At 30.6% G+C, this 17,702-nt stretch carries 15 protein-coding genes; 13 read left to right on the plus strand and 2 right to left on the minus strand.

Annotated features, from left to right (window positions below; translation table 11 throughout):
• Window positions 1-50 precede the first annotated feature (50 nt).
• The 12 genes from AC6CH4_RS08765 to AC6CH4_RS08820 are packed head-to-tail and all read left to right on the plus strand — an operon-like array spanning window position 51 to window position 14,553.
• Window positions 51-1,448: a CDP-glycerol glycerophosphotransferase family protein gene (locus AC6CH4_RS08765; RefSeq protein ID WP_498102097.1), complete on the plus strand. Its 1,398-nt coding sequence runs from the start codon at window positions 51-53 to the stop codon at window positions 1,446-1,448.
• Window positions 1,441-2,529 (plus strand): glycosyltransferase family 4 protein, encoded by a 1,089-nt coding sequence (locus tag AC6CH4_RS08770; RefSeq protein WP_498102099.1) that lies wholly within the window; start codon window positions 1,441-1,443, stop codon window positions 2,527-2,529. The genes AC6CH4_RS08765 and AC6CH4_RS08770 overlap by 8 nt, the downstream gene beginning before the upstream one ends.
• Window positions 2,530-2,554: 25 nt before the next feature.
• Window positions 2,555-3,988 carry an MBOAT family O-acyltransferase gene (locus AC6CH4_RS08775; RefSeq protein ID WP_498102101.1) on the plus strand — a complete coding sequence of 478 codons (1,434 nt, stop codon included), beginning with the start codon at window positions 2,555-2,557 and terminating at the stop codon, window positions 3,986-3,988.
• Window positions 3,988-4,869, plus strand: coding sequence for a hypothetical protein (locus AC6CH4_RS08780; protein ID WP_498102103.1), 882 nt, complete (start codon window positions 3,988-3,990; stop codon window positions 4,867-4,869). Before AC6CH4_RS08775 ends, AC6CH4_RS08780 begins: the two co-directional genes overlap by 1 nt.
• 4 nt (window positions 4,870-4,873) lie before the next feature.
• Window positions 4,874-6,034: a glycosyltransferase family 4 protein gene (locus AC6CH4_RS08785; protein WP_498102105.1), complete on the plus strand. Its 1,161-nt coding sequence runs from the start codon at window positions 4,874-4,876 to the stop codon at window positions 6,032-6,034.
• A 4-nt stretch (window positions 6,035-6,038) separates the two neighbouring features.
• Window positions 6,039-7,574 (plus strand): glycosyltransferase family 2 protein, encoded by a 1,536-nt coding sequence (locus AC6CH4_RS08790; RefSeq protein ID WP_498102107.1) that lies wholly within the window; start codon window positions 6,039-6,041, stop codon window positions 7,572-7,574.
• 3 nt (window positions 7,575-7,577) lie between these two features.
• Window positions 7,578-8,579 (plus strand): glycosyltransferase family 2 protein, encoded by a 1,002-nt coding sequence (locus AC6CH4_RS08795; protein ID WP_498102109.1) that lies wholly within the window; start codon window positions 7,578-7,580, stop codon window positions 8,577-8,579.
• Window positions 8,576-9,556, plus strand: a complete 981-nt coding sequence (locus tag AC6CH4_RS08800) for a glycosyltransferase (protein WP_498102111.1) — start codon at window positions 8,576-8,578, stop codon at window positions 9,554-9,556. The genes AC6CH4_RS08795 and AC6CH4_RS08800 overlap by 4 nt, the downstream gene beginning before the upstream one ends.
• Window positions 9,557-10,675 (plus strand): glycosyltransferase, encoded by a 1,119-nt coding sequence (locus AC6CH4_RS08805; RefSeq protein WP_498102113.1) that lies wholly within the window; start codon window positions 9,557-9,559, stop codon window positions 10,673-10,675.
• Window positions 10,672-11,754: a glycosyltransferase gene (locus AC6CH4_RS08810; RefSeq protein WP_498102115.1), complete on the plus strand. Its 1,083-nt coding sequence runs from the start codon at window positions 10,672-10,674 to the stop codon at window positions 11,752-11,754. Before AC6CH4_RS08805 ends, AC6CH4_RS08810 begins: the two co-directional genes overlap by 4 nt.
• Complete coding sequence (locus AC6CH4_RS08815; RefSeq protein ID WP_498102117.1) at window positions 11,754-13,103, plus strand: O-antigen ligase family protein; 1,350 nt, start codon at window positions 11,754-11,756, stop codon at window positions 13,101-13,103. Before AC6CH4_RS08810 ends, AC6CH4_RS08815 begins: the two co-directional genes overlap by 1 nt.
• 58 nt (window positions 13,104-13,161) lie before the next feature.
• Entirely contained in the window at window positions 13,162-14,553 is a 1,392-nt protein-coding gene (locus AC6CH4_RS08820; protein ID WP_498102119.1) for a sugar transferase, read from the plus strand.
• A 2-nt stretch (window positions 14,554-14,555) separates the two neighbouring features.
• On the opposite strand, the gene AC6CH4_RS08825 is transcribed toward AC6CH4_RS08820, so the two are convergent.
• On the minus strand, window positions 14,556-15,692 hold the full coding sequence (locus AC6CH4_RS08825; RefSeq protein ID WP_498102121.1) for a lipoprotein N-acyltransferase Lnb domain-containing protein: 1,137 nt from the start codon (window positions 15,690-15,692) through the stop codon (window positions 14,556-14,558).
• Window positions 15,693-15,730: 38 nt separating this feature from the next.
• Window positions 15,731-16,783, minus strand: a complete 1,053-nt coding sequence (locus AC6CH4_RS08830) for a putative type IX sorting system protein PorV2 (protein ID WP_498102340.1) — start codon at window positions 16,781-16,783, stop codon at window positions 15,731-15,733.
• 205 nt (window positions 16,784-16,988) lie between these two features.
• Between AC6CH4_RS08830 and AC6CH4_RS08835 the strand changes: the two genes are divergently transcribed.
• Window positions 16,989-17,699: a CDP-alcohol phosphatidyltransferase family protein gene (locus AC6CH4_RS08835; protein WP_498102123.1), complete on the plus strand. Its 711-nt coding sequence runs from the start codon at window positions 16,989-16,991 to the stop codon at window positions 17,697-17,699.
• The last annotated feature ends 3 nt before the right edge of the window (window positions 17,700-17,702 follow it).

Genomic DNA, 17,702 nt, shown 5'->3' on the forward strand with positions numbered 1-17,702 from the left:
TTACTATTGAATTCTCAAAAAAAATCAGATTAAAAGTACTTTATAAATAAATGAAAAAATTAGGAGTTGTAATAACCGATGGAGTTGGGTTTAGAAATTTTATTATGAGTGATTTTCTTGCAGAAGCAGTAAATCAGTTTGATAAAATTATTATCTATTCTGGTTTGCCTGAAAGCTGTTATCCAAAATTAAATAATCCAAAACTTGAAATAAAAGAACTTAGCGTTTTTAAAGAAGGAAAAATAACTTGGGCCTTTAGAAAATGGAAAGAAATTGCGCATTTGCAAAAACATAAAAATTTTTATGGAATGAATGATAATCTGGTTGTTGGTTATCCTAAAAGCAATTCTCTTCGGTCTATATTTGTGAAAAGTATTTATTTTTTCACGAAATACGTCAATACTAATTCAAGTATTTTATTGGCTGAAAAGCTTCAATTTTTATCTTTTTCAAAAAATAAAATAACAAAGAAATATATTGAAATCCTTAAAAAAGATCAACCGTTTCATTTGTTTTTTACGCATCAGAGACCTCCATATTTAGCTCCTTTTTTATTCGCAGCAATTCAGTCAAAAATTCCAACGAGTACTTTTATTTTCAGCTGGGATAATTTAGCTTCAAAAGGAAGAATGTTAGGGAGTTTTGACCACTTTTTAGTTTGGAGTAAGTTGATGAAAGAGGAAATTCTTTATTTTTATCCGAACGTAAAAAGCGAAAATGTAAAAGTTGTGGGAACGCCTCAGTTTGAACCCTATGTTCTTGATAAATACAAAACAACAAGAGAAAATTACATTACCAAATTTGGATTAAACAGCAATAAAAAAATAATTTGTTACAGTTGTGCTGATGTTTCAATTGGTTCAAATGATCCAATTGTGATTAAAGCTATTGCTGAAGCTCTTAGAGATAATGAAATAGCATTTCCTTCGCAACTTTTAGTAAGAACCTCTCCAGCCGAAGACGATAGCAGATTTAAAGCTATTCGTGATGAGTTTCCGGAAATTATATGGAATGTTCCAAAATGGATTTTAACTAGAGAAAATCACCAAGAAAGCTGGTCACAGAGAATTCCGAGTCAGGAAGATATTATGGATTTGCGTTCGTTACTCGAAAACTCAGATTTAAGTATTAATATGTGCTCTACAATGAGCCTTGATTTTATGCTTTTTGATAAGCCGGTAATTAATACGGTTTTTGGAAATCTGCAAAACGGACTTTACAATGATCAAAGATTTTTGAATTACAATCACTATAAAAAAGTAATTGATGGGAATGCAGTCTTAATTGCAAAAGATAAAAAACAATTAATTGAGCAAATTAATCAGACTTTAAATAATCCGAGCGAAAGAAAAAAAGACAGGGAAGTCATGATCGATTTACAAATTGGTCAAAATTTGGAAGGAACAAGCGCACGAATTGCCTCAACTTTAGCAAGGTTCAATGACTAATAAAAAAATAGCCGTAATCTGTAATTATGAATTGCTTCAAGAAAGAGTGGGAGGTATGGATTATTTTTTCTGGGATTTTGACAAAAAATGCAAAGAAAATGGAATTGAAGTGGACTGGTTTTTTCCAAATATTTCAAATCACGGAAATTATTCTAATTTGATAATTCACACAAGCAAATCTGAAAATGTCCAGAATAATTTTCTGGTTTTTTGCAAACAAAACAAAGCAGTTTATACGCATGTTATCACGCATTTTGTAGAATTATGTACGCCATTTTTTTATAAAATAAAAAAAATGACGACTGCTGAAATCATTGCTGTAGATCATAATCCAAGACCTTTAAATGGATATTCACCTAAAAAGAAATTAAATAAAAGGCTAAAAGGAATTTTATTTTCAAGATACATTGATGTTTTTATCGGAGTGTCAAATTATACAGTAAATGAAATTTTAAGAGATTTTGGATCTCATCTTAAATCTAAAACGCAAACAATTTACAACGGAGTTATTTTAGATACGATTTTAGTTCGAAATCATCGAAATGAAAGAAAACCAACATTTTTAGTGGCGTCGCATTTAAGAGAATCAAAAGGCATTCAAGATTTAATTGAAGCCGTGAATCTTCTTCCTTTAGAAATAAAAAATGAGATTAAGATTGATGTTTATGGCGATGGACCTTATAAAGAACAGTTGGTAAATAAAATTGAAATATATTCTCTTCAAAATTGTTTTGCTATTATGGGAAGTAAATCAAACTTAAATGAGATTTTTTCGCAATACGATTATATGCTGCAGCCTACGTATATGGAGTGTTTCAGTTTGTCGATTTTAGAAAGTCTTGCTGCGAATGTTCCCGTAATTACAACGAATGTCGGAGGTAATACTGAAGTGATTTCTTCGGATAAAAACGGCTATATTTTTGAAGTAAAAAATCTTCAGGCTTTAACTGAAATTTTAGAAAATGTGTATTTAGGAAACAAAAAGATATCAGGCAATACAAGAGAATTAATTACCAATTCCTTTTCTTTGCAAAAAATGGTAGAGAAACACTTCAAACTACTTATAGAGAAAACATATTAATCTTAAAATTTCATAAATACCAAGCATGTTTTTTAACTCATTAGCTTTTGCTGTTTTTTTGCCACTCGTTTTTTTCTTGTATTGGTTTGTCTTCAATAAAACCAAAAGCAGCCAAAATGCTTTACTAATTGTTGCCAGTTATTATTTTTATTCTTGTTGGGATTGGAGGTTTCTTTTTCTGCTAATTTTTTCTACATTTTTAGATTATTATACTGGAATTCAAATCGAAAAAGGTAAATCTGATAAGAGTCGTAAATTTTGGTTTTGGTTAAGTATTATTGTCAATTTAGGTTTCCTTGGAATTTTTAAATACTACAATTTTTTTGCAGCTTCATTCTCTGAATTATTAAATTCAGCTGGAATTCAGGCAAGTCCAATTTTATTAAATGTCATTCTTCCAGTCGGAATTTCATTTTATACTTTTCATGGTTTATCCTACGTAATTGATATTTACTTTAAACGAATTAAAGCTGAATATAACTTTGTTGATTATTCCCTTTTTGTAAGCTATTTTCCACTTTTGGTAGCTGGTCCAATTGAGAGAGCCACACATTTATTGCCGGAAATAAAAATAAAACGAGAATTTGACTTTGAAAAAGCTAAGGAAGGTATTTATCAAATTATATGGGGTTTAGTCAAAAAAGTGGTCATTGCCGACACTTGTGCCAGCTACGCTAATGCTATTTTTGATAATTACACAACAATGAATTCATTTTCTCTAATAGTAGGAGCAATTTACTTTGCTTTCCAAATTTATGGCGACTTTTCCGGTTACTCTGATATTGCTTTGGGAGTTTCAAAATTGTTTGGTTTAGATTTATTGAGAAACTTTAATTATCCATATTTCTCAAGAGATATTGCTGAATTTTGGAGACATTGGCACATTTCACTTTCATCTTGGTTTAGAGATTACCTATATATTCCACTAGGAGGAAGCAAAGGAGGACTTTGGATGAAAATCAGAAATACTTTTATCATTTTTGTAGTCAGTGGTTTTTGGCATGGTGCCAATTGGACCTACGTCGTTTGGGGATTTATAAATGCCGTTTACTTTTTGCCATTGCTTCTGTCAAATAGGAATCGAAATAATATGGATACGATTCAGCTAAAATTTGATTTTAATTCAGCAAAAATATTAACGAGTATTTTTTATACTTTTTTATTGACCTGTGTAGCTTGGGTATTTTTTAGAGCGAAGACTATCACCGATGCAATTTTATATTTAAAAAGAATTATAACCAATCGTGAATTTAATTTTCAATACTTAGCTAATGAGCGTTATAGTTATGAAATATTGCTATTAATAGTTTTGTTTGTTTTGGTCGAATGGTTTAATCGTAGCAAAATTGAACCCCTTTCAGGTAAAAGAAGTTTATTGAAAGTAGCTTTAGCCATGGTTATCATAATGACTTTCGGAACTTTTTCAGATTATAAAGAATTTATATATTTTCAGTTTTAATGAAACGTTTTTTAATTTACACAGCCAAAGTTTTAATTGTAATAGTTTTAATAGCGATTGCTCTTGATGGATTATATACGGCAGTGTTTCTGCAATCTAAAAATAGAGGAAAAATAGAAAACGTTTTTAATTCGAAACCACAGCGATACGATGTTATTATTTTGGGTTCATCTAGAGCAAATAATCATTTTGTTTCAAAGATGTTTGAAGATAAAGGATTAAAAACTTTTAATTATGGTATGAGTGGTGGGCACTTGTTTGAAGCTTCTTTAATGCTTAAATTAATGGTTGAAAGAAAATATTCAATTAAAAACGTCATCCTGGAAGCTGATTTAAATCTATCTAATGATAAAGAATCTGAAGGTGTAGCGGCTAAATTTTTACCTTATATTCATAATTCAGAAGTTGTAAAAGACCATTTTGAATCTCAGAAAAATTTTAATGAGCTTTATTATGTTCCTTTTTACAGATATATAAAATATGATGCAAAAATAGGATTTAGGGAAACCTATAAAATTGCAACAAATAAAACAACAAATGCTTTGGATAATCTTGGATTTTACCCTTTAAAGAAACACAAAAATGGCAATATGAAAAATAATATTGTTAATTTGAATCCTTTACCTCATAATAAATATTACGAAGAAATTAAAAACATTTGTAAGGCAAACAACATTAATTTCATTGCTGTTATGACACCAATGTGCGAAAATGTTACAGGCATGAATTATTTTGATAAAGTTAAAAAAGCATATCCCGAAATTCATAATTATGAGAATGTAGTTATAGAAGATAAATATTTTTCGTCTTGCGGACATATGACTGACACAGGGGCAAAGATATTTACAGCCAGAATTTTAAAAGATTTTTTTAAAAAGTAAAACCATGAAAATAGCCTTTTTAACACCAGAATATCCACATTCCTTAACTGGAAATTCGGGTGGTATAGGTACGAGTATTAAAAATTTGGCAACAGGGCTTGCACAAAAAGGTATTGTGGTTACAGTTTTGGTATATGGACAAAAAGAAGATGCCATTTTTGATGATAGCGGAATTTTGATTCAACAGATTAAAAACGTAAAATTCAAAGGATTATCATGGTTTCTTACAAGAAAAAAAATCGGGCGAATTATTAATCAATTATATTTTAATAAGAAAATTGATTTAGTAGAAGCACCTGACTGGACAGGAATTACCTCATTTATAAAACCAGATAAATGTCCAATTATAATTCGATTGCATGGATCTGATACTTATTTCTGCCATTTAGATAATCGTCCTGTAAAATGGATAAATAAATTTCACGAAAAAAGAGCGCTGAGCAAGGCAAATGGTTTGTTAGCAGTAAGTCAGTTTACTGCAGATTTGACAAATGTAATTTTTGATTTGAATAAAGAATATACAATTATTCCAAATCTTATTGATACTAGTTTATTTGAAATTGACACTAATTATATTAATTATAGTCAAAAAGAAAAAAGCATTTTATATTTTGGAAGCTTAATCCGCAAAAAAGGACTTTTAGAATTACCTTTAATTTTTAATAAAGTAGTTGAAAACAACCCTGAAACCAAATTAATTTTAGTCGGTAAAGACGTTCCTGATATTATTTCGGGAAATGCTTCGACTTGGCAAATGATGCAGAATCTCTTTTCAGAAAAGGCAATAAAAAATGTGGAATATCTTGGCAGTGTTCCTTATGAAGCCATTAAACAAAAAATTCAGCAATCAAAAATATGTGTTTTTCCTTCTTTTGCAGAAGCTTTTCCTGTTTCTTGGCTTGAAGCAATGGTATTAGAAAAACCAATTGTCGCTTCAAATATTGGTTGGGCAAATGAAATAATTGATGACGGAGAAAATGGTTTTTTGGTTGATCCGAAAAATCACGAACTTTATGCCAAAAGAATAATCGATTTCCTAGAAGATGAAGATTTGTGTCAAAAAACAGGACAATTAGCCAGAAAAAAAGTTGAAACTTTTTTTGACATAAAAATTCTAGCAAAGCAAAATATTGAATTCTATAATAAAATAATAAATCCAGAGTAAAGAAATGAAACTAAAGGAATTTGTAACTTCAACAGGAGAAATTATTTTATACAACGGGAAACCTAATTTTGATAAATTAGAGATTCTGGCAACTGGTGCTGGAGATATTTGGCATAGTTCTTTTGAACAAGGATACAAAAATGTATTTCCAGAATTAGTTTATCAAACTGCTGTCTTTTTTATTTACATTAATGATTTTGATAATCTTGATGAATGTTTGAGTTGGAGAATCAATCCAAATCAATTTGCCATACGAAAATCTGTTTGGAAAACTCTAAAAGGCTTTGATTCTGAATATGAAAATATTCAAATGAAGGCTTTAGATTTTGGATACAATGCTTTGCGAAATTCAGCAGCAATTCCACTTTATATAAAAGGCCTTTTTGAAGAATCTGTTGTTGAGAAAATCAATATTACAGCAAAAGACAGATATGTTTTCTTTAGAAAAAATTTTAAAATAGACCATTCTGTTTTTATGCTTTACAGAGAAGGATTCTGGAAATGGAAAGAATGGAATGCTTTTTTTTACGCAAAGAAAAATTTTAAGCAAACAATTGAGAGACCTATTGTTAAGCCTCGTGAGTTATTAGATATAGAAGGAAATCCGTCAGTTAGTTATATTATTCCAACTATGATGCGCCAGGATTTTACGCTCCAATTATTAGAAGATTTAGCAGTTCAGACTTATCCTGTTTCTCAGGTAGTTATTGTCGATGCAACTCCTGAAGATGTAAGAGATGAAAAGTTGTACCAAAAACAGTTTCCTTTTGAACTTATTCTAAAGTGGCAGCAAAGCAAAGGAAGCTGCAGAGCTCGTAATGAAGCTATAGAATTATGTACTGGCGACTATATTGTTTTTGGAGATGATGATGTTCGCGTACAGCCCAATTTTATCGAAAATCATATCAGGATATTACATACATATAAAGTAAATGCTTGTAACGGATTGGATATTCGTGCAGATAACCAACAGCAAGGATTAAAAGAATTAGCCGAAAAACTTGTGAAACTTGGTGAAAAAAGATGGAGTGTGGGCGCAAATCCTGGTTTTAGTAATGCAAATTCTTGTGTGAAAACAGAATATGTTAGAAAATTAGTTGGCAACGATATTAATTTTGATGGAGGTTATGGCGAAGATAGTGACTTTGGAATATCATTAGTTAAATTAGGGCAAATTGTAATTCTCAATCCTTTTTCTCCTAATTTGCATTTAAAACCGCCTGTTGGAGGATATCGTTTCTGGGGAAATCAAGCTAAAATTTTAGGAAAAAAGAGAAAAACGCAGCCTTGGGAGTTGGATACTCCAGTGAAAAATATTCGTCCTGTGCCAAGTCCAACAATAATGTATGGTATTGTAAAACATTTTACCCCGCAGCAAGTTGTTGAATATAAATACAAACACTTTTTTTTATATCTTTTTAAAGGTTCAAAAAAAGGTATTTTATATCGCATTTTAAGAATTCCGTATAAAAATCTTCAGTTTAAAAAATCGCTTTTTTATGCTAAAAAGCTAAATGATTTAGGAATTAGACATAAATAAAACATGAAATTTTCATTAATCGTTTGTACTTACATGCGCCCTGAGCCTTTGCTGAAATTATTATTTTCAGTTCAAAGTCAAACACTATATCCGGATGAAATTTTAATTATTGATGGATCTTTAAATAATGAAACAGAAGTTATATTAAACGAGAATTATTTCGAAAATTTAAAATATTTTTTAGTTAATAAGGGTCATCGAGGACTTACAAAACAAAGAAATTTTGGAATTAAAAATGTAAGCAAAACTAGTGAAATTGTATGTTTCTTAGATGACGATACGGTTTTAGAATCCAATTATTTTGAAAATTTATTGGGAACCTATGAAGTTTTTCCTGAAGCTTTGGGAGTGGGAGGGTACATTTGTAATGAAATAAAATGGGATAAAGTTTCCTACAATTACATTCCAAAAATTAATGAATTCTGTTTTGATGGATGGAAACGTAAAGATGGAAGCCGTTTTGTATTGCGTAAGAAATTGAATTTAGATAGTGATTGTCCGCCTGGTTTTTCTCCTTCTTTCTCGCACGGACGAAGTGTTGGTTTTTTACCGCCAAGTAGTAAAACTTATGAGGTAGAACAATTAATGGGAGGTGTTTCATCTTTTAGAAAATCAGTTTTTGAGAAATTTTCTTTCTCTACTTATTTTGAAGGCTATGGTTTGTACGAAGATGCTGATTTTACTTTGCGTGTTGCAAAAACAGGTAAATTATATCTAAATACGAATGCAAAATTAGAGCACTTTCACGATGCATCTGGAAGACCAAATCAATATAAATACGGGAAAATGGTCGTAAGAAATGGTTGGTATGTATGGCATGTTAAAAATCCGAATCCCAAATTTGTTTCGCGTTTTAAATGGAATTCAATTACGATTTTGTTAACCATAATTCGATTTAGCAATGTTCTGACGGATAGTAATAAAAAAGCGGCATTAACAGAAGTACTTGGAAGAACGGTTGGTTGGTGGAGTTTGTTTTTTGATAAACCAAAGGAAGCGAAATGAAAACGAAAATTTATATTTACGGACTTTGTAATGTCTTCTACGATGGTTATTACATTCAAGGTTTAAAGGAAGTTTATAATGATTTTGAGTTCAATGTTTCGAAATTTCCTAAATTCAATGACGGAACTTTTGCTGTTATTTTAGAAAATGATATTTCTTCAAAGAAAATAATCATAGATTCAAAAGATTCCAATCAAATAGATGAAGCTCAACTTGATTGGTGCGATGTATACGGAAAAGTAAATTACAATTCTGGAAATTTACCAATCCAAAATCAAAAAAAAATAGTTGCTATTGGACCAAGTTTTGGGATTAAAATCTGGAATTTATTTGAAACATTATATTATTTGGCTATAAACTATATCAGATTTAAAGATGTAATTTCAAATAAAAGAGAATTTGTTGCGAATTATTGGAGACAATATAAAAGACTGCGCCTAAAAAAATACAACACATCTCAATCATCAACCAATGATGTTTTTTTTATAAATAGTATTTGGAAGCAGGAAGCAGAAACGAATAATAATCGCGCTTTATTTATCGAAAGCTGTAAAAATAATTCCAATATTCATTTTGAAGGCGGTTTTGCATCAAGAAACGATGGCGATAATTTAGGATTTGATGATTTAATATACTCAGAGAAAATCCCTTTTAAAGTTTATTTAAAGAAAATCAAAAATTCAGCCTTTGTATTTAATACGCCAGCAGTGCTTTCTTGTCATGGTTGGAAATTGGCAGAATTTTTAGCCTTGGGAAAAGGAATTATTTCAACTTCGCATTACAATAAATTACCTGCAGATTTATTAAATAATGAGCATCTTATTTATGCAGATAATCGTGATGATATTGCAAATGCAATAAGAAAAATGCTGTCTGACATTAATTTTAAAAGAAAACTAGAATTCGAAAGCAGAAAATATTTTGACGAATATTTAGCACCAAAAAAAGTTATTACAAGGTTGATACAAAATATATAAATGAAATTTGCAATAATCACTCATGTAGTTCATATTCAAAACAATGACCAATATTTAGGTTATGCTCCCTATGTGCGTGAAATGAATATTTGGTTGAAATATGTTGATGAAGTGACAGTTGTTGGACCATTATTAAATGGAAATCCAGCAGTAATTGATATTGCATATAGTCATAATAAGATTGATTTTAGAAAAGTTCCTGATTTTAGTTTTACCAGTTTTAAAAGCAATATAGTTTCGTTCATTAAGTTACCAATAATTTTTTGGCAAATATTTTGGGCAATGAATGATGCTGATCATATTCATTTACGTTGTCCGGGGAATGTTGGTTTGATAGGGTCTTTAGTTCAGATATTATTCCCGGGGAAAATAAAAACTACCAAATATGCTGGAAATTGGGACTCGAAAAGTAACCAGCCTTGGACCTATAATTTACAAAAGAAAATTTTGAATAATTCTTTTCTAACTCGGAATATGAAAGTTTTAGTATACGGAGATTGGGAGAATCAGTCCAACAACATAAAATCTTTTTTTACAGCTACATATTCAGAATCAGAAAAATCGTTGCCTAATAAAACAAATTTTAAATATTCGATAAAATTTATTTTTGTAGGAACTCTTGTTTCTGGGAAAAATCCGATGTATGCCATAAAGTTAGTTGAACAATTTATTAAACAGGATAAAAATGTAATTCTGAATTTATATGGAGAAGGAAATGAAAGAATTGCTTTGGAAGCGTATATTAAGAAAAATAAGCTAGAAAATTATATTTTTTTAAATGGAAACCAAAATCAGGAAACAATAAAAAAAGCTTATCAGGAAAGTCATTTCGTAGTACTACCATCTAAAAGTGAAGGCTGGCCCAAAGCTATTGCCGAAGGTATGTTTTGGGGATGTGTTCCAATAGCAACAAAAGTTTCATGTGTTCCTTTTATGCTCGACTATGGGAATAGAGGTATTTTGCTTGAAATGGATTTAGAAAAAGATGTATTTCAAATTGAAAATATAATAAAAGACGAAGATAACTTTTTATCAAAGAGTAAACTAGCTGCAAGCTGGTCACAGCAATATACAACCGAAGTTTTTGAATCCGAAATAAAAAAACTGCTGAAAAAATGAGAGTTGTACAAATTATAGATTCTTTAGAACTTGGTGGTGCAGAACGAATGGCAATAAACTATGCTAACGCACTGTCTAAAAATATAGATTTCTCAGGTTTAATTGCAACGAGAAAAGAAGGTGGTTTAAGAGATCAAATAAGTTATGATGTTGCTTATTTATTTTTGCAACGAAAAAAGAGTGTAGATCTGAATGCTGTTTTCCGTCTTAGAAAATATCTTGTCAAAAATAAAATTGATATAATACATGCACATAGTTCTTCGTTCTTTATCGCTGTTTTAGTAAAGCTGACTTTACCTAGAATAAAAATATTTTGGCATGATCATTATGGGTCAAGATCAAATGAAACTAAAAAGGAGAATATGTTTTTGGTTTTTTTATCAACTTTTTTTTCTTCTATTTTTGTAGTGAATCTTCAATTGAAAGAATGGAATGAGAAAAATATGAATTGCTCTAATGTGATTTTTATCCCCAACTTTACTAACTCTCAAAATGTATCTGAACATAATCAAATAACAGAACTACAAGGGTTAGATGGAAAAAGAATAGTTTTTCTGGCTAATTTAAAAAATCCTAAAAATCATCTTTTAATTTTAAAAGCTTATACTGATTTAAAATTATTTGAATGTGGCTGGACTTTACATTTAATAGGTAGAGATTATTTTGATTCCTATTCTGAAAAACTAAAAAACTTTATAAAATCATGTTGTTTAGAAGATCATATTTATTTGTATGGAGAAAAAAACGATATTAAAAATATTTTATCTCAGGCCTCAGTTGGTGTTTTAGCTTCAACACAAGAAGGTTTTCCGGTAACTTTACTTGAATACGCTTTAGAAAATGTAGCTGTAGTCTCTACGAATGTTGGATATTGTTCTCTTCTTATTCAAAATGAGGTTGATGGATTGTTGTTTGATCCTTTTTCTGAATTGGAGGTAAAAAATCAATTAAAAAAAATAGTAGGCAATGAAGTTTTAAGGAATATATTAGCTGGGAAATTTAAAAAATCGGTTCTGAAGAATTATTCTGAAGAATCAGTAATTGAAAAGCTAATTTTAGCCTACAAAAAAAATAAATAATGAAGAGCTTTCGATTGTCTTATATTTATATTGTTTTAATTCATTGCATTATTGCTGTGGTTATTTTTGCAGTACCTTTTTTGTCTAAAATACTAGCACTTTTAATTCCGATCATTGGTTTTTATGTTGTACAGAAGACAAAAAATAACAACAATGAAGTTCTCTTAATAGCAGCGTATTTAGTTGGTATTGAGGTTTTTTTGAGAATGACAGGCGGGAACTTTAATAACGAATATGTTAAAGTAAGTATCATATTTTTTATGTTGTTGGGAATGATGTACAGTAATTTTTCTTTAAATGCATTCCTTTATTGGTTTTTTCTGATCCTTCTAATTCCAGGTATTCTAGTGGCTTCAACAGTAACTGATTATGATATAGACGTTAAAAAAGCATTGTTTTTTAATTTATCAGGTCCAATTTGTTTAGCCATTTGTGCGATCTATATGTTTAAGAGAAGAGTTGTATTTTCAGATTTACAAAATATAGTTCTCGCTATGGGCTTACCAATACTTACAACAACTGTTTATTTGTTTTTATATAATCCGAGTGTAAAAGATGTAGTAACAGGAACACAATCTAATTTTGAAACGTCTGGGGGATTTGGTCCTAATCAGGTTTCTACCATTCTAGGATTAGGGATTTTTATCTTTTTTTCCCAATTAGTATTATTTTCGAAAACTAAAAAAGAGATGATTTTGAATGGATTTTTATTGCTTTTTGTGAGTTACAGAGGTATTGTAACTTTTTCAAGAGGAGGTATTATAACAGGTGTTGTTATGATTGGGTGTCTTTTAATTCTATTGTATTTTTTTTCAAATGCAAAAGGAAAAAGCAAATTTATCCCTGTTTTTATAATGACTGGCTTAATGGGAATTGGTATATGGACCTATAGTTCTATTCAAACAAGCGGGCTTATCGACAAACGTTATGCAAATCAGGATGCAAGAGGAAGAGAGAAAAAAAGTCAATTAAGTGGTAGAGAAGAAATAATTGAGTCCGAAATCACTTATTTTTTAGATAATCCTATAACTGGAATCGGAGTAGGAATGGGAAAAGAAATGAGAGAAAAATCCCGAGGGGTCGCAGTGGCTTCACATAATGAAATAACCAGGATGCTTGCAGAACACGGTTTATTTGGTGTTTTAGGGCTTTTGATACTTTTTATAACGCCTTTTGTTTTATATATTCACAATAGACAGCACCTATATTTTTTGTCTTTTTTTATTTTTTGGCTTCTAACCATAAATCATGCAGCAATGCGAACAGCTGCTCCGGCTTTTGTTTATGCCCTTACACTTCTTTCGGTACGCATTAAAATTCCTGAAAAAGCCGAAGCTTCAATCGATTAAATTCTAATTTTTATAATACATTTGCCTGAAGAAAAGCCCCAAACAAAAAATAGAATCCATGATTTCAAATAGAAAAATGCATTTCGAAATTTCGGAAAGGAAAATACTACTTCGCCTTTTTGATATTGTTTTTGTTTTTTCAGCTTTGTTTCTGTTGAATTTTTTATTTGAAGTTCAGTATTTCAATTTAGATCAAAAGCATTATTTCAGACCAATTATGCTAATCTTGTACCTGACTATTTTTGGTGCCATTTTCGAAATGTATAATCTTCAGGTTGCCAGTAATCAGTTTCAAATTCTCAGAAGCGTTATTCTTACCGTCACAACGGCTGTTTTAGTTTATTTATTTACACCAATTTTATCACCGGAACTTCCAAAACAACGTTTGGTTATATTGGTTTTTTATTTTACAATACTAGGGGCACTATTGGCCTGGCGATATTTTTATGTATATTTTTTAGCTTCGCATCGGTTTTCGCAAAATGTAATTTTAATTTGTGATCATAGCCAGGTTGAGGAATTGGTTTTAGGACTTGAAAATGTTGATCCACACTATAAAATTTTGGGGTTTGTTAGTTCCGATTTAATTTCACCCGAAGACTCCGGTTTTCATTATGTAAAGGAAATTAAAAAGAACGACTTAGAGTTATTTGTAACTAAAAACAATATTTCTGAAATCGTAATTGCATCACAAAAAACAGATGGGATTACAGCCGATTTATACCAACAATTGCTTCATTTATTAGAATCTGGAAATATTATACGAGAGTATACGCAAGTGTATGAAAGTAAAACACAACGAATTCCGGTACATTATATCTCCAAAGATTTTTACAGGTTTTTCCCTTTTAGCAGAAGTAATAATAATAAATTGTATTTGTCTTTGGTTCGCATTCTTGAGTTTTTACTCTCATTCACGGGTTTATTAATTTGTATTTTATTTATACCTTTAATTTTCATTGGAAATCTTTTGGCTAATAAAGGAAGTTTGTTTTACACACAAGAACGCGTCGGGAAACATGGGGTTGTTTTTGAGATTTATAAGTTTAGAACGATGACGCAAAATTCTGATGCAAATGGTCCGTTCGCTTCTTCAAATGACAAAAGGGTAACTCCATTTGGTAAATTTATGCGTAAGTCCAGAATGGATGAGTTGCCTCAGTTTTTTAACATTTTAAAAGGTGACATGGCTGTTATTGGTCCGCGACCGGAGCGTCCTTACTTTGTAAATGAAATAGCTAGAATTATGCCTTTTTATGAGACACGACACGTTATAAAACCTGGTCTTACAGGTTGGGCACAGGTCAATTATTCGTATGGAGAATCGATCGAGGAAAGTTTAATAAAGTTACAATACGATTTGTATTATATAAAACATCGAAGTATTTTTCTGGATTTGAGTATTACTTTCAAAACCATTACAACCGTTTTATTTTATCGGGGACAGTAAATTTAGATAATAATCGGAATACGTTTTTTGTTTCTGATCGCGATTCTTACTAAAACAAAACCGCTTGTTACAATCATCGGTAAAACAACTAAAAAGTGAGCTTTGTTAATTATAAAGAGACTGTAAACAATTAGAAATAATACATGCAAAACTGCAAATCGATACGTCCATCTTTTATTTTTAAGAATCGATAAAAGAATCAAAATCAATAAAAAGGGGCTAAATAAAAGCACATTGTAATTCATCGCCAATTCTTGGTGAAAAGAATAAAATCCCACAACTACAAAGAATATTCCCATTAAAGATAAAATCAAAAGATAGATTTTGTCTACTATTTTATTATGTGCTAATACAACAAAAGCAAGTATAAATAGATAAGTGTACACATTATTCCACCATGAAGTTGGAGTTTCTTTTTCAAAGCTTATCAATGTACTTGTTTTGCTAACTAAGTGATGATTTTGAAAAGAAGTCTTCTCTAAACTGTTTTTCAATTCAAAAGGCAGGAATATTTTGGTTCCTAATTGATCTACTTTCATCCCGAAAATAATACTGGTTCCTAATTTATCATAAAAATGCCCGTCAAAATAAGGGAATAGTATAGAACGGTAAGTAATACCGGTATCGCCTTTTTTTGTTATCACATTTCCGTTCAATGTTTTATTGATAATGTCAACAACCATCGAGGTACAGTTTTTATTAATGAATTTATAAGTATAATAGCGTTCTTCAGAAAGTAAAGTAGTATTTAAGTTGTCAAATAGCTTTTGTTTTGACTCCTGTGGAATAAGAAGTTCTTGTTCAAAAACACTTCTTTTTTCATAATTGTATTCATTCATGAAATCAGCAAAAGGGTGAACTACCACAAAATATTGCAAATCACCTTTCGCAAACTTGGCAACAAAATTTGGTGTTGAAAAATCAAAAGCACCATAATTATAAACTAAATCAATGTTGTTTGCTGGATCAGCAACACGGATGGCTGTGTGGCCAAAATAAGAATAAGTTTCATTGCCCAGCCCACAGGTAAGAACGCTTATTTTAGCATCTTTTGATAAAGATAAATTTTGACCGAAACCAATAAAACTTAGTAATAATAGTAAACTAAAAAGTGTTTTTTTGAAAATGACATTTTTCATAATTTAAAATTTTAAGAAGTTTAATGGTTTTGTAAAAATTATCTAAAGATACCTAAATCTACTTTTAAAGAAAAAATATTCGAATATAGAGCTGTACTTTGGTTTCCCAAATCAGTCAGAGCATAGTCAACCTGAATACCTTTATATTTAAATCCCAATCCAATATTAGGTTGAAAATTTACTTTTTCAGTATTATCCAACTGCATAACATTCTGGAAATTTCCAGCTCCTGCTCTTAGGAAAACCAAATCGGTATATCCAAATTCAAAACCAATTGCCGGATCAATACTCACTACTTTTGATGAAATAATGTCATTAGTCTGCTCAAAACGCATGTTCAGATTTGTAGCAACCAAAAGACTATAATCATTATGAAAATCAAATGTTTTTGAAACTCCTAATTGGGCTTTAGGTAACGTAATCTCAGTACTTTCAGGCAATTCATTATTTTCTCCCGGAATAGCATTGGCAATTTTTGCATATTCTTCTTCATCGATATTCCAGACATTATAAGTTGTTGTAATGTCACGAAGCATCAATCCAAATTTCCAGTCATTGCGTTCAAACTGTAATCCGACATCAAAACCGAACCCCCATGAATTAGCAAATTTTCCAATAATCCGGCGGATCACTTTTGCATTAACACCATATTGAAATCCCTCTACAGGCAATTTTCTTGCATAGGAGAATGTAAAACCATAATCTGCAGTTGAGAACAAACGAATCCGGTTATAATCAATATTTCCTTGACTGTCAATTAATTCGGTTGTGTCCATGATGTCATCAACTCCAAAACGAATCATCGAAATTCCCCAGGCGCTTCTGTCATCAATCGGGCTCGCATATCCTATATAATCATACTGAGCAATGTTAGCAAAATAATTGGCATGCATTAAAGAAATCTGGTGGTCTTCAAGACGTGTAAGACCAGCAGGATTCCAGTAAACGGCGTTTACGTCATTTGTGGAGGCAACAACGGCACTCGACATTCCTAATGCAGCTGCGTCGACACCAATATTCATAAATTCATTCGAATATTTTCGAACAGTTTGTGCATATTGTTGCGTGCAGATCCAAAATAATAAAAGCATTAAGGTTTTCTTCAACGTATATTTTTTTGCAGACTGAGGCCTATTTTAATTTTTATCAAAAATATAATATTTTACTCAGCAAACTTATTCCTTTTGAGAAATATTACGAATGCCAAAATTTCAAATAAAAAACTCTTATAAAAACGGCTTGTACATGCAGTTATTATACTAAATTTGTTCCTCACCATTATCAAATTTTATAAAGATGAATATTAAAAAACACATTCCTAATTTAATTACATTAATCAATCTTTTCTGCGGTTGTATTGCGGTTGTTTTTATTTCTGAAGCCAATTATGAAATGGCTTTTTACATGGTTTGTTTAGGAATCTTTTTCGATTTTTTTGATGGTTTTTTCGCCAGATTGTTCAAAGTTTCAAGCCCACTTGGGTTACAGTTGGATTCTTTGGCAGATATGGTAACCAGCGGTGTTGCGCCAGGTTATGTTATGTATAGTTTGTTTACAAACAGTGCGCACGAATTAGGGACAAATCCCGCGATTCCGTTTTTAGGATTTATTGTGACTTTGGGTTCTTGTTACCGATTGGCTAATTTCAATATTGACACTCGTCAAACGGATTCATTTATTGGTTTGCCAACTCCGGCAAATGCATTATTTATTTTGAGTTTGCCATTAGTTTTGAAATTTTCTGATTCTCTAATGATGTTGGAAATCTTAACCAATCAGTGGGTTTTATTGATAATTACTTTGTGTAGTGCTTATATTTTGAATGCCGAAATTCCATTATTTTCTTTAAAAATTAAGAAATTTAGTTTTAAGGAAAATACGCTTCAAATTGTATTTTTGGTAGTGTCTGTTTTAATGGTGCTTTTATTGCATTATATCGCTATTCCGTTAATTATCATTTTTTATGTGTTGTTGTCAGTTGTCAATAATATGTTTTTGAAAAAGTAGTTT

This window comes from Flavobacterium sp. GQ95, from assembly GCF_059758655.1.